This is a genomic window from Comamonas humi (assembly GCF_054782535.1).
On record NZ_BAAGSH010000013.1, the window covers coordinates 207458 to 220996 of the forward strand.

Below are 13539 nucleotides of genomic sequence, written 5' to 3' on the forward strand. Positions count from 1 at the left end.
CTCTGCCACCTAACAGTATTTGGGGCTTTTTGTCCGACGAGAGTCCATCATGAACACCCGCATCCATGCTCCATTGAGGACGCAGTATGCCGGCTCTAGCGCTCGGCATGGACTGCGGCGGCGCCAAAAAGGCGCCTACCTCGTCACCTTCGCACTGCTGCTGCTGTTCCTGCTGGGCTTCATGGGCATTGCGCTGGACTTTGGCCGGCTGTTCGTCGTCAAAACTGAACTGCAAACGGCCATGGATAGTTGCGCGCTGGCGGCAGCCCGCGAACTGAACCGCGAAACCGATCCTGCCGGTGTGACCGACGCCATCAGCCGTGCGCGCAGCGCAGGCATCGTTGCCGGCAACCAGAACCGAGCCAATATGCAGTCCGCCAACTGGGGCGGCCTTGGCCAGATCACCGCCAGCGACATTTTTTTCTTCAAGGCGGACTATGTCACACCAGCCATCACGCCTGCCGATTCGTTGACTGCCGTGTATGCCGAATGTAAACATACTATGAGCAGCATCCCGTTATGGCTGCTGCAGGCCATGGGGGCCTTCAATGGCGACACGACCACCTGGCCCAGCACCGGCACCGTGGGCGCACGGGCCGTGGCCACGCGAGGGAGTGCGCAAAGCACCTGCCCGATTCCAGTGGCGTTGCCGCTCGCCAAATTCAACACGCTCCTCTCTGGCGACTGGGTTACCCTGCTCGCCAAGACAAGTAGCGGTGGCGATTTCGGCTGGGCCAATCTCGACGGTTCGACCAGTGCTTCGGAAACCAAAGACGAAATGGACGGAACCCATTGCGGCGTCGGAATCGGCAACATTCTGGGCACCAGCATAGGCACCAGCGGGGTGCAAGCTACGGTCGTCGAAATCTGGAACTACCGCTTCGGCATCTACAAGAATGGAGCCGGCCCCAGCACCAACCGTCCTGACTTCACGGGCTATATCTACGACAGCACCAGTTGGACGCTGGGGCGCAACGCCTACAACGGCACTTCGGGCTCCACGCCCAACTTCATCGCCCAACGCGGGTCTTTCACTCGGTGCGGCACCAGCCCAGCAAACTGTGGCATGGCAGGCGGCGGCTTCCAAACCGTGGCCACCTCCGCCGAGCACAAGTCCTATGGAGCCGACCGCCGCCTGGTGCTGGTGCCAGTGGTCAACACCAGCAGCACGGTGGTCGACTTCGCCTGCATGCTGATGCTGCAGCCGATGAAAATTCCAGTGGGCGATGTGCAGCTCGAATACCGGGGCAAGGCCAGCGCCGCTGACAGTCCCTGCACCACCACAGGCCTGGCGGGCGGTAGCAGCGGCCCGCTGGTACCGGTACTGGTGAGGTGAATGCCATGCGTATCCATCGCCCACAACAAGGAGCAGCGCTGGTCGAACTGGCGCTGACCATTCCCTTCATGCTCCTGCTGAGCATGATCGTCATCGAATTCGGCCGCGCGCTGTATGAGTACAACACGGTGACCAAGTCGGTGCGCGATGCCGTACGCTACCTCTCGGTGCAGACACCGAACACGCTGTGCGACAACGCCAAGAATCTGGTGGTGTACGGCACCACCAGCGCAGGCAGTACACCGCTGGCGCCCGGCCTCAAGACCAGCGCGGTGAGCTGCAGTTGGCAGACGGCAGGGACCTTCCCGCTGATCAACACCGTGACAGTCACGGTCACCGGCTACCGTTTCACCTCGATGCTGTCGAGCGTGTTCGGCAACCAGCTCGCAAGCGGCGGTGGCATCACCTTCGGCAGCATCGCTGCCACGATGAGGGCGCTGACATGAAACACCTTGCACAGCGCGGCGCCACGATCATCGAGTTTGCGCTCGGCTTCCTCATCTTCCTGATGCTTTTCCTGGGCCTGGTGGACTTCAGCCGCCTGCTCTACACCTGGGCCGCCGCCAATGAGGCCGCCCGCGCGGGTGCACGCTATGCGGTGGTGTGCGACGACACCACACAAAAGACCACGGTCTTGACCTATATGCAGGCGCGGCTTCCGCAAATCAACGACATCGATATCGCCTGGTCGCCAAGCGGCTGCACGACGGCTACCTGCCAGGGCGCCACGGTGACCATCACCGACCTGAAATTCCAGTGGATTGCCCCCCTCGTGGGCAAAGGCCTGCAAGCAGCCATACCGATGCCGAAGTTTTCCACCTACCTGCCACGCGAGGCCATGCGCAAGGACCCCAACAGCGCCACGGCTTGCGCCTCCTAACCAACGAGATCCCCACCATGAAAATCGCAATCATCTCTCCCAATGCCGCGCACCAGGGCGACATGGCGCAAGCACTGCAGGAGCAGGGGCACCAAGTACTGAGCTTTGACGGTGGCAAGACCCGCATGCCCATGATCGCCGAGCGCGAACGGCCCGACCTGATGGTGGTGGATGGCATGTGCTGCGACCCCGACGAGCTGGCGCCGGTGGAGTATGTGACCACGCATTTTCCGCACACGTCAGTGCTGCTGCTGTGCGCCCTGCAGACGCCAGAATTCCTGTTGCGCTCGATGCGCGCCGGTGTGCGCGAAGTGCTGGCGTCGCCCGCCGAGCCCGAGGCGCTGCAAGCAGCAGTGGCGCGCATCGCAGCCAAACAGGCCAAGTCGCAGGCCGGGCAGGAGTCCGCGCACGCGCAGGTGCTTGCCTTTGTGCCGTGCAAGGGCGGCAGCGGCGCTACCTTCCTGGCCACCAGCCTGGCATGGGAGCTGGCGCGCAGCCACCCGGTGCTGCTGATCGACCTGAACCTGCAATTTGGCGATACGCTGGCCTACCTGCACGAAGGCCTGCCCAGTTCGACACTGGCCGATGTGGCCCGCGACATCCACCGGCTGGACGCCTCCTTTCTGGCCGCCAGCACCGTCAAGGTAACGCCGCAGCTGCATGTACTGGCCTCGCCAGCCGATGCGACGCAGGCGCTGGAAGTCAAACCCGAACATATCGATGCAGTCCTGCGCGTGGTCGCGCAGCAATACGACTTCGTGCTGCTCGACATAGGTCGCGTGCTCGACCCACTGGCGTTGCGCGCACTGGACCAGGCGCAGCAGATCGTTCCCGTGCTGCTGCCCAATGTGCCCGCCGTTCGCAACGCGCAGCGGCTGCTGCACATGTTCCGCGCGCTGGGCTACCCCGAAAGCCGGCTTCATCCGGTGCTGAACCGGATGGACCGCCACGCCGATATCGGCCTGCCCGAAGTGCGCAAGGCACTGGGCATTGCACAGCAATGGCGGGCCGTTCCCGAGTCTGCCAAGGAGGTGCAAGCCGCCATCAACAGCGGCGTGCCGCTGGCCGAAACCAACCGCAGCAGCCCCGTGGTGCGCGAGCTGGCCGCCTGGGCCGAAGAGCTGGCACCGCAGGCGCAGCAGGCCAGCGGCGGCTTCCTGAACCGACTGTTCCACCGGGCCTGATGCCCGTGGCCGCTTGCCATCATCCAGAGAAGGAGGCCCATCATGTCATTGCGAGACCTGCTCAGCACACCGGTGGCCCGCGCGCGGCCGCACCTGGCACCCGCCTCGAACCTGGACGCGGACGAGGCCCTGATTGCTGCACCAGCACCAGGCACCTCGGCAGCGTACATGGCGCTCAAGGGGCGCATCCACACCAAGCTGGTGGAGCGCTTTGACCTGGCCGCACTCGAGGCCTTGCCGCCGCAGGCGCTGCGCAACGAAATTGCGGCGCTCACCGAACGGCTGCTCGAAGAGGACCCCACCGCCATCAACGATGTGGAACGACGGCTGCTGACGCGCGACATCCAGCACGAAATGCTGGGCTTCGGCCCGCTGGAGCTGCTGATGGCCGACCCCACGGTTTCCGACATTCTGGTGAACCGCCACGACCAGGTCTATGTGGAACGCTACGGCCGCCTGGAGCTGACACCGGTGGTGTTCGCTGACGACAAGCACCTGCTGCGCATCATCGACAAGATCGTCTCGCGCATCGGCCGACGCATCGACGAATCCAGCCCCATGGTGGATGCGCGCCTGCCCGATGGCTCGCGCGTGAACGCGGTGATTGCCCCGGTGGCGCTGGACGGGCCCATGATGTCGATCCGCCGCTTCGCACGCACGCCGCTGCGCATGGACAACCTGGTGAATGAGCTCAAGAGCCTGACGCCCGGCATGGCCACGGTGCTGGAGGCACTGGCCAAGGCCAAGGTCAACATGCTGATCTCGGGCGGCACCGGCGCGGGCAAGACGACGCTGCTCAACATCCTGTCGGGCTACATCCCCGAGGAGGAGCGCATCGTCACCATCGAGGACGCGGCCGAATTGCAACTGCAGCAGCCTCACGTAGCGCGCATGGAAACGCGCCCGCCCAACATCGAGGGGCGCGGCGAGATCACGCAGCGGGCGCTGGTGCGCAATGCGCTGCGCATGCGGCCCGACCGCATCGTGATCGGCGAGGTGCGCGGCGCCGAGGCCGTGGACATGCTGCAGGCCATGAACACCGGCCACGAAGGCTCGCTCACCACCATCCACGCCAACACGCCGCGCGACGCGCTGGCACGGCTGGAGAACATGATCGGCATGGCCAACCTGAACCTGCCGCACCGCGCAGCGCGCCAGCAGATCGCCTCGGCCATCACCGCCGTGGTGCAAGTGCTGCGGCTGACGGACGGCCGGCGCAAGGTGACCAGCATCCAGGAGATCACCGGCATGGAGGGCGAGGTCATCACCATGCAGGAGATCTTCGCCTACACGCAGACTGGCGTGGGCGCCAACGGGCAGGTGGAAGGCTACTTCCATGCCACCGGGGTGCGCCCCCGGTTCAGCGACCGGCTGCGCAGCTTCGGCATCGTGCTGCCGGATACCTGCTTCGACCCAGGCAAACGATTCGAGTAGGCATACCCCACCCATTTTCTGCAGGAGCCATCGCCATGCCGCAACTGCCTGTCTTCAATTCGTTCCTCCCCATCGTCGTACTGGTCTTTCTGGCGGTGCTGCTGCTGTTCGCCGGCAGCCGTCTGCTATGGAGGCAATACAAGAGTCCCGAGGCGCAGCGGCTGCAGCGGCGCCTCAGGGCGCTATCGGCCGCACACGACCATAGTACGCAGTCACTGCTGGTGAAGGAGCGGGTGCTGAGCGAGGTACCCGTTCTGCAGCGTGCATTGCTGGGCATGCCGCGCGCGCATGTGCTGGATCGCGCCATCCTGCAGGCAGGGCTGGACTGGAGCGTTTCGGGCCTGCTGCTGGGCTGCGCGGCGCTGTTTGCCCTGGGGATGATGACCGTGCTGGCGCTGAACCAGGCACTGGTGCTGGCGCTGGTGGCTGGCGCCGTGCTGGCGGCGCTGCCTCTGCTGTACCTGCAGCGCAGGCGCAACCAGCGCCTGCAGCAGTTGGAGCGCCAGTTGCCCGAGGCGCTGGACTTGATCGCACGCGCATTGCGGGCCGGCCATGCCTTCTCGGCCGGACTACAGATGGTGGGCGACGAGATGGCCGAACCCATCGCCGGCGAGTTCCGCCTGGTGCATGACGAAGTGAACTACGGCACCTCGCAGGAACAGGCCCTGAGCAACCTGGGCGAGCGCGTGCCCCTCACCGACCTGCGCTACTTCATCGTCGCTGTGATTATCCAGCGCGAGTCGGGCGGCAACCTGACCGAGGTGCTGACCAACCTGAGCCGCCTGATCCGCGAACGGCTCAAGCTGCAGGCCAAGATACGCGTGCTGTCGTCCGAGGGCCGGCTGTCGGCGTGGATCCTGGCGCTCATGCCATTCGCGCTGGGCGCGCTGCTGTATCTGTTCAACCGCGAGTTTATGGAGCCGCTGTGGAACGACCCCATCGGCGTCACGATACTGCAGTGGCTGGCCGTGATGATGGTGCTGGGCGTGCTGCTGCTGCGCCACATCATCCGCATCCGCGTATGAGACCTATGAAAACCGGGAGGCTACCATGCTGACAATTGCCCTGTTGACCTTTTTTGCGGTCATGCTGGCGGCACTGGCCCTGCGGCTGTGGCTCACGCCCACCACCACGGAGCAGCGCCTGAAGACGCTGGCACCATCGCCTGACAACGACTGGAAGGAGACCGTGGTCAAGCTGGTGGGGCCCTTCGCGCACCTGTCCTCGCCCACTGAGGGGATGAATGCCACGCCTCTACGCTTGCGCCTGCTGAACGCCGGAATCCGCCACGAAGATGCACCGCTGGTCTACTTTGGCGCCAAGACGCTGCTGCCGCTGCTGGCAGCGGTGGGCATGTATTCGCTGCTGCTGGCCACCGGCACCACCGATACCGCCATCCTCGTGTTCTGGGTGGCAACGTCGGCACTGCTGGCCTGCTACCTGCCCAACCTGACGCTGCGTTGGATGGCCGCACGGCGCAAGCGCGAGATTTTCGAGAGCTTTCCCGACGCCGCCGACCTGATGCTGGTCTGCGTGGAGGCCGGCATGGGCCTGGATGCCGCACTGGGCAAGGTGACAGAGGAGATGCGCATCAAGAGCGAGGCGCTTGCCGAGGAGTTGCACTGGACCAATCTCGAAATGCGCGCTGGCAGCACCCGTGAACGGGCCCTCCGCAATCTGGCCGCCCGCACCAATGTAGGCGAGATCCAGACCTTCTCCGCCATGCTGATGCAGGCAGACAAGTTCGGCACCAGCATCGGCGATTCGCTACGGGTCTTCTCGGACGACCTGCGCCACAAGCGACAGATGCGCGCCGAGGAACTGGCAGCAAAGATCCCCACCAAGATGCTGTTTCCGCTGGTGATGTTCATCTTCCCGGCCATCATCATGGTGGTGCTGGGGCCGGCGATCATCCGCATCGTGCGCCTCGTGATGCCGATGATCGGCGGCCAGTGGTGAGCCATCCAAGGCGGAGCCATAACAACTGAGGAAGACTCCTCCGGTTTCTCCAGCTTTCTGATGGGAGGGTACGTCGAGCCATGCTTGACCATCTAACGCCCCGCAAGGCCCTGCTCCTTGCCCTGCTCATCATGCTGCTGGCCGTTGCCAAGCAGTGCGCGGACCAGATCCCCTTGCTCGCGACAGCGAATCTGACCAACCCGGATAGCTACTACAAGCTGGTGCTGCTGCGCGAATACACGCCGCAGACCGGCTTCCAGTACATGGCGCGCGACAACGCCCCAGATGGCAGCTACCTGCACTGGTCGGCGGTGCATTCCTGGTCGGTGCTCATGCTGGCACGGGGGTTGATGGCATGTGGGCTCGGCCAGGACACCGCCCTGCTCTGGGCGGGCGGCGGCTTAACCGTGATCTGCGTGCTGCTGCTGGCGGCGCTCGTAGCCAGGGCGGTCATTCGCCAGGGTGGGCGGCTGGCCGCCTTAGTCTCGGCACTCGTACTGGCCACCAGCGCCCCCCTGTGGGCCTATGGACAGCTGATCCAGATTACCCATCACGTTTTCATGCTGGTGCCCTTGGCGGCGGCCACCTGCTTTCTTCTGCGCGGCGGGGCCGCGTCGCCTCTGCAAGCCGGCGTAGCAGATCTGGCGGGCGGCCTCCTGCTGGGCCTGGCCCTGTGGACTTCGCCCGAAACCATGCCGCTGGTCGTGGCGCTGGCGGCCATGCGGGCTGCCCGGCGCCTGCAATCGTCGCCCCAGGGAGAGCCTTGCTGGCCGGTAGCCGTCGGCCTGCTGGCCATGCTAGCCTGGGGCTGGCACGTGGACCCACCACCTCCGACCTTCAGCGCCTGGGCCCTGGACCATGTCAGCCTGGCCTGGCTGCTGCTGGCCGCGCTGCTCGCAGGCCTGCTGGCACTGACGGATGTGCTGACCCGGCGCGCCATGGAATGGCCCCTGTCCTTTCCCGCGCTGACGGGAGCCGCGCTACTGGCAGGGGGCGTCTGGCTGTTCGCCGTTCCAGGGGCGCTCGCCGGGCCCCAGGGTCTCATTCCGGACGAGATCAAGGGCATATGGTGGGAGCAGATCGGAGAACTGCAAGCTGCTGGCAAGCCGCATGAGTGGTTGGTGCTCATCTTCATGCCGATGCTCGCGGGCACCTTGCTGCTGTATGTCGCCTGGCGCGAGCGCAGCCTGTGGCTGACCGTGCTGGCGGTGACGACGCTGGCTTATGGGGCGCTCGGTGCCTGGCATATCCGCATGGGCGCAGCGGCTGCTTTCGTGACCGCTCTGGCCTATGGCATGGCACTGGCACGGCAACACGCCTTTTCCACCGCATCGGTACACCAGTTATCCGCGCGCGAGCAATGGCGCGCGGCCGCACTGCTTCTTCTGCCACCGCTCCAGGTCGGCCTCGCATTGGGCCTGGCCGCGCTCCAGCCCGCGGAAAAGAAGGACGAAGCCAAGAGCGGCTGCCATCTGTCGGACATTGCGCAGCAACTGAACAGCCTGCCGCCCGGCACCATGCTCGCGTCCACCAATCTGGGGCCGGAACTGCTATGGCGCACCCATCACAAGGTAGTGGCCGGCAACTACCACCACAATGTCTCGGGCATCGTCGATGTCTTCCGCGTATGGCTCAGCCTGCCACCGGATGTCCAGGCGCAGGACATCATCGCTCGCCGCCGGATTGACTACGTGCTGGAGTGCGGCCTGTTGCCGATTCCACCCAAGGCCCGCAACACCTTGCTAGGCCGGGTGAGCCAGGGCGAGGAAATCAGTTGGCTGCCGCAACGCGAACAATTGGGCGCCTGGTGGCTGTACAAGCGCGTCTCGGATGGAGATGCGGGGAAATAGCGCCACAGCACCAGGGTCACCACACCACCGGCTCCGGCTCCAGCCGGATGCCGAAGCGCTCATACACGCTGGTCTGGATGGCGCGGGCCAGGGTCATCACCTCGCCGCCGGTCACGCTGTTCTCGCCGCTGCCCTGGTTGACCAGCACCAGCGCCTGCTTGTCGTAGACGCCGGCCTTGCCGATGGACTTGCCGCGCCAGCCGCAGGCGTCGATCATCCAGCCCGCCGCCAGCTTGATGCTGCCGTCCAGCATGGGGTAATGCACGATCTTGGGCTCGATGGCGATGATGTCGGCGCACTGCTCGGCCGTCACCGTAGGGTTCTTGAAGAAGCTGCCCGCGTTGCCGATCACCGCGGGGTCGGGCAGCTTGGCGCGGCGGATCTCGCAGACCCAGTCGAAGATATCGCGCCCCGTGGGCAGTTCCACGCCTTTCTCGGCCTGCTTGCGGGTCAGGTCCAGGTAGCTCAGCTCGGGCTTCCAGGGCTTGGGCAGCGCCAGGCGCACGCGGGTGATGACGGCGCGGCCTGCCAGCCCCATGCCGCGAGGCACCGCGCCGCCGGGCTGGCGCATCAGCGTCGACAGGGGCAAGGTCTCGGCCGGCTGGTGCTTGAAGACCGAGTCGCGGTAGCCGAAGGCGCACTGCGCGGCATCGAGCGAGAAGCTCTGGCCGCTGACCAGATCGACGGCATCGAGCGAGTCGAAGCGGTCCTGCAACTCCACGCCATAGGCGCCGATGTTCTGCACCGGCGCGGCGCCCACGGTGCCAGGGATCAGCGCCAGGTTTTCCAGGCCCGGCAGGCCCTGGTCCAGCGTCCAGGCCACGGTGTCGTGCCATACCTCGCCCGCGCCGATCTCGACGATGAAGGCCTTGTCGGTTTCGGCCACCACGCGTCGGCCCTTGATTTCCATCTTGAAGACCGTGGGCTCCACGTCGCCGGTCAGCACGATGTTGCTGCCGCCGCCCAGCACCACCACGTCGCGGCTGGCGCCGGCGGGCGGCTGGGCGATGAACTGGCGGATGTCATCCTCGCCCTGCACCCGGATCAGGGAAGCGGCGCGGGCCATGATGCCAAACGTGTTGTACTGCTGCAGGGGGATAAATTTCTCGACTAACATCGGTAGATTGTCGCACCGGTGCTGCGCACGCTATTGGAAAGGAAAAGATACATGCCATCGTTTGACACGGTTTGCGAAGCCGATTTCGTGGAAGTGAAGAATGCCGTCGACAACTCCGCCAAGGAGATCGGCACGCGCTTCGACTTCAAGGGAACCTCGGCCGGCATCGAGCTGAAGGACAAGGAAATCACCCTGTTCGGCGATGCCGATTTCCAACTGCAGCAGGTCGAGGAAATCCTGCGGAGCAAGCTCACCAAGCGCAATGTGGACGTGCGCTTCCTCGACAAGGGCAGCGTGCAGAAGATCGGCGGCGACAAGGTCAAGCAGGTCATCAAGGTGCGCAACGGCATCGAGTCGGAACTCGCCAAGAAGATCCAGAAGCTGGTGAAGGAAAGCAAGATCAAGGTGCAGGCCGCCATCCAGGGCGATGCCGTGCGCGTGACCGGCACCAAGCGCGACGACCTGCAGGCCGTGATGGCGCTGCTCAAGAAGGACGTGTCGGAAGTGCCGCTGTCGTTCAACAACTTCCGCGACTGAGCAACGCCCTGCCAGAAAAACCAGCCCTGGCGGCTGGTTTTTTCATGCCCGAGCAGGCCAGACCAGCGAGCGCAGGGCCCATAGGCCCAGCAGCGGGCCGGGCAGCAGCAGCCACAGAGCCTGCTCGCCCCAGCGCCCGATCACGGCGCCGAGCAGCAGCATGGAGACCACCGAGATCAGGAAGCCAATGCCGTTCTGCATGACCAGCGCCAGCCCCAGCAAGGGCGGCGGCGCGGCCTGCGATGACAGCGCCGAAAACTGCGGCGAATCGGCCACCACCAGCACGCCCCAAAGCACCAGCAGCAACAGGCGCCACGGCACGGCCGTGGCCGGCACCAGCGGATACAGCGCACAGATCAGCCCCGAGCCCGCCAGCGCGATGAAGGCCACCCGGGCGCTGCCCAGGCGGCGCACCGCATACCCGCCGGCCAGGCAACCAAGCGCGCCTATGCCGATCACCAGCGCCGCCAACCAGCCATACCAGGCAGTTGGCCCTTGCGCTGACGAGGCATCGCCAAAAGACGCAACCACCCTCGCCCCCAGCAAGGGCACCACCGCCCAGAACGCATAGAGCTCCCACATGTGGCCGAAATAGCCGCCCGCGGAGGCCCGCAGCGCTTTGTTGCGGGCCAGCACCAGCAGATCCTGCAGGCTCAGCCGCAGCGCAGGTGCAGACGCCGGCCGGAAAGCCCCGTCGCCCACCGCCGCCACCATGGCGCCGCCCAGCACCGCCAGCAGCGAGGAGCCGATCAGCACATATTCCCACGGCCACACGATCCCATAGGCCCGCAAGGCGTGCGGCATGGCGGTGCCCAGCGTGAGCATGGCGACCAGCCAGGCCAGCGCCAGCGCCGGTTTGCCGCCCACCCACTGCACCACCAGCTTCATGCCCAGGGGATAGATGCCGGCAATGCACACGCCGACCACCGCCCGGATCCACCATGCGGCGCCAAAGCCCAGGTCGGGCAACACCAGCGCGGCATTGGCCAGCGCGCCGACCAGGCAGCTGGCGGCAAAGATCCGGCTGGCCGGCCAGCGGTCGGCCATGCCACTCAGGGCGATCAGGAACGAACCGGTGATGAAGCCTATCTGCGTGGCGACCAGCAGCCACGAGAACTCCGCCGTCTGCAGGTGCCAGCGCGCCATCAGTCCCGAAGCCGCGCCGGCCGGGCTGAACCACAGCGAGGTGCCCAGGCACTGCGACAGCACGACCACTGCCAGCCCCATCCTCTGCCAGGCAGAGGTGGTGGGGGGCGCGTGATCACGGGGAGTCATGTCAGCTCAAGATCGGCTGGGCCTATTTCTTCTTCTGCCCCAGCTTCGATTCCTTGCCTTCGATCAGGCGCTGGATGTTGACGCGGTGGCGGTAGATCAGCAGGGCCGACATCAGCACGATGGCGGTGCAGATCCATTTGTCGAACTCCCAGGCCACGCCGCCGCCCAGCACGTAGTACACCGGCGCGAACACCGAGGCCACCAGCGCCGCCAGCGACGAATAGCGGAAGAACACGGCGATGATGATCCAGGTCAGCAGCGTGGCCAGCGCCAGCCAGCCGCTGAAGCCCAGCAGCACGCCCAGTGCCGTGGCGACGCCCTTGCCGCCCTCGAACTTGAAGAACACCGGCCACAGGTGGCCGAGGAAGGCGCCCAGCCCCGCCAGCGCCATCGTGCCCTCGCCCAGGCCGTAGGGCTTGCCGAACCAGGCCACCAGCGCCACCGCCAGCCAGCCCTTGGCGGCATCGAGCGCCAGCGTGGCCACGGCCGCCGCCTTGGAGCCGGAGCGCAGCACGTTGGTGGCGCCGGGGTTCTTGCTGCCGTAGGTGCGCGGGTCGTTCAGCCCCATGACGCGGCTGACGATGACAGCAAAGGACAGCGAGCCCAGCAGATAGGCCGCAATGGCAACGAGGATCGGGTACACCATGGTCATGGCCGCAATTTCATAGTTCTACAGAGGCCGTTATTCTGCCAGCGCGCACTGCACCGGCACGGCATGCAGCAGTTCAGCACAAACCCGGGGATCGAGCTGCACCAGAAAACCGCGCCGCCCGCCGTTGATGGCGATGCGCGGCAGCGCCAGGATGCTCTGCTCCACATACACCGGCATGGCCTTGCGGGTACCGAAGGGCGAGGTGCCGCCCACCAGGTAGCCACTGTGGCGGTTGGCCACCTCGGGCTTGCAGGGCTCGACCGACTTGGCGCCGATCTGCCGCGCCAGGTTCTTGGTGGACACCTTGCGGTCGCCATGCATCAGCACGATCAGCGGCCTGGCATCCTGGTCTTGCATCACCAGCGTCTTGACCACCACGTGCTCGTCCAGGCCGAGCTGCCGCGCCGATTCCTCGGTGCCGCCGTGTTCCACATAGTCGTAGGGGTGCTCGGTGAAATCCACCTTCGCCGCGCGCAGCATCTGGGTGGCGGGCGTTTCGGAGATATGGTTGTTTTTCTTGGCCATGCGTCCTCCGCTCAGAAGCTGCCGGCAAACTGGTAGCGCGACGCCGGGTGCCACATCTTGGCCACCGACGCCACCTGCTGCATCGACAGCGTGCGGCGCCACAGCACCAGAGACGGCTCCTGCGCCCCCATGCGCAGCACGTCGCGCACCTCGGGCGGCGGCATGCAGGCCTCGATGCGGAAGGACACCCCCTGCAGCGGCGCCACCCGCGTCAGGTAGGCATTGGGCGTCTGCGTGTGGAAGTCGCAGGCCATGTAGTCCGGCGCCACGGCCGGGTTGACGTAGCGGTCCTCCCACTGGATAGGCTGGTCGTTCTCCAGGTGCAGGACGATGGAGTGGAACAGCGGCGCCCCGACCGGCAGCCCGAAATGGCCGGCCAGCCCGTCGCGCGCCGTGGCGCGCTCCAGCAGGTGCAGTTCGCTGCGGTGGACATGGCCACGGGCCGCGATCTCGTCGGCGATGTTGCGCAGCGACACCAGCGTGGCCTGGTACTTCTGCTGCGCCACGAAGGTGCCCGAGCCCTGCACGCGCACCAGCAGCTGCTCGGCGGTGAGTTCGCGCAGCGCGCGGTTCACGGTCATGCGCGAGACGCCGAAGGACTTGGACAGGGCGTCCTCGCTGGGAATGGCGTCCCCCTCGCGCCAGGTGCCCCCCTGGATCTGCGCCAGCACATGCGCCTTGACACGTTCGAAAGCCGGCTGCTTGCCGCCAGTGGAGGCATTCGCGCCGGAAACCATGGGCTCAGAGTTCATACGGGAAAACACCTAACCCAAATCGGGATCGACTGTAT

14 protein-coding genes are annotated in these 13539 nt (G+C 65.7%); 9 read left to right on the forward strand and 5 right to left on the reverse strand.

Going from position 1 to position 13539, the window contains the following annotated elements:
- Positions 1-49: 49 nt before the first annotated feature.
- From ACYVKR_RS15100 to ACYVKR_RS15135, 8 genes are all read left to right on the forward strand, one after another.
- Positions 50-1336 carry a Tad domain-containing protein gene (locus tag ACYVKR_RS15100; protein WP_460481751.1) on the forward strand — a complete coding sequence of 429 codons (1287 nt, stop codon included), beginning with the start codon at positions 50-52 and terminating at the stop codon, positions 1334-1336.
- A gap of 5 nt (positions 1337-1341) precedes the next feature.
- Positions 1342-1782, forward strand: coding sequence for a TadE/TadG family type IV pilus assembly protein (locus ACYVKR_RS15105; RefSeq protein ID WP_460481752.1), 441 nt, complete (start codon positions 1342-1344; stop codon positions 1780-1782).
- Positions 1779-2216 carry a TadE/TadG family type IV pilus assembly protein gene (locus ACYVKR_RS15110; RefSeq protein WP_460481753.1) on the forward strand — a complete coding sequence of 146 codons (438 nt, stop codon included), beginning with the start codon at positions 1779-1781 and terminating at the stop codon, positions 2214-2216. The genes ACYVKR_RS15105 and ACYVKR_RS15110 overlap by 4 nt, the downstream gene beginning before the upstream one ends.
- A 17-nt stretch (positions 2217-2233) precedes the next feature.
- Positions 2234-3400 carry an AAA family ATPase gene (locus ACYVKR_RS15115; protein WP_460481754.1) on the forward strand — a complete coding sequence of 389 codons (1167 nt, stop codon included), beginning with the start codon at positions 2234-2236 and terminating at the stop codon, positions 3398-3400.
- Between the two features lie 42 nt (positions 3401-3442).
- Complete coding sequence (locus ACYVKR_RS15120; RefSeq protein WP_460481755.1) at positions 3443-4834, forward strand: CpaF family protein; 1392 nt, start codon at positions 3443-3445, stop codon at positions 4832-4834.
- A 35-nt stretch (positions 4835-4869) separates the two neighbouring features.
- Positions 4870-5859, forward strand: a complete 990-nt coding sequence (locus tag ACYVKR_RS15125; protein WP_460481757.1) for a type II secretion system F family protein — start codon at positions 4870-4872, stop codon at positions 5857-5859.
- A gap of 25 nt (positions 5860-5884) precedes the next feature.
- Entirely contained in the window at positions 5885-6793 is a 909-nt protein-coding gene (locus ACYVKR_RS15130) for a type II secretion system F family protein (RefSeq protein ID WP_460481758.1), read from the forward strand.
- 80 nt (positions 6794-6873) lie between these two features.
- Positions 6874-8643, forward strand: coding sequence for a hypothetical protein (locus ACYVKR_RS15135; RefSeq protein ID WP_460481760.1), 1770 nt, complete (start codon positions 6874-6876; stop codon positions 8641-8643).
- A gap of 16 nt (positions 8644-8659) precedes the next feature.
- Here the strand turns inward: ACYVKR_RS15135 and murB are convergent, their stop codons facing one another.
- Positions 8660-9760 carry a UDP-N-acetylmuramate dehydrogenase gene (gene murB / locus ACYVKR_RS15140; RefSeq protein ID WP_460481761.1) on the reverse strand — a complete coding sequence of 367 codons (1101 nt, stop codon included), beginning with the start codon at positions 9758-9760 and terminating at the stop codon, positions 8660-8662.
- A gap of 51 nt (positions 9761-9811) precedes the next feature.
- On the opposite strand from murB, the gene ACYVKR_RS15145 reads away from it, so the two are divergent.
- Positions 9812-10297, forward strand: coding sequence for a YajQ family nucleotide-binding protein (locus ACYVKR_RS15145; RefSeq protein WP_460481762.1), 486 nt, complete (start codon positions 9812-9814; stop codon positions 10295-10297).
- A 42-nt stretch (positions 10298-10339) separates the two neighbouring features.
- Here the strand turns inward: ACYVKR_RS15145 and ACYVKR_RS15150 are convergent, their stop codons facing one another.
- The 4 genes from ACYVKR_RS15150 to hutC are packed head-to-tail and all read right to left on the reverse strand — an operon-like array spanning position 10340 to position 13501.
- Entirely contained in the window at positions 10340-11572 is a 1233-nt protein-coding gene (locus tag ACYVKR_RS15150; protein WP_460481763.1) for an MFS transporter, read from the reverse strand.
- 22 nt (positions 11573-11594) lie between these two features.
- The gene (plsY, locus tag ACYVKR_RS15155; RefSeq protein WP_460481764.1) at positions 11595-12224 is read right to left on the reverse strand and encodes a glycerol-3-phosphate acyltransferase; all 630 of its coding nucleotides are present in this window, start codon (positions 12222-12224) and stop codon (positions 11595-11597) included.
- 30 nt (positions 12225-12254) lie between these two features.
- Positions 12255-12749: an aminoacyl-tRNA deacylase gene (gene ybaK / locus ACYVKR_RS15160; protein WP_460481765.1), complete on the reverse strand. Its 495-nt coding sequence runs from the start codon at positions 12747-12749 to the stop codon at positions 12255-12257.
- An 11-nt stretch (positions 12750-12760) separates the two neighbouring features.
- Complete coding sequence (hutC, locus tag ACYVKR_RS15165; protein ID WP_460481766.1) at positions 12761-13501, reverse strand: histidine utilization repressor; 741 nt, start codon at positions 13499-13501, stop codon at positions 12761-12763.
- Positions 13502-13539: the final 38 nt, after the last annotated feature.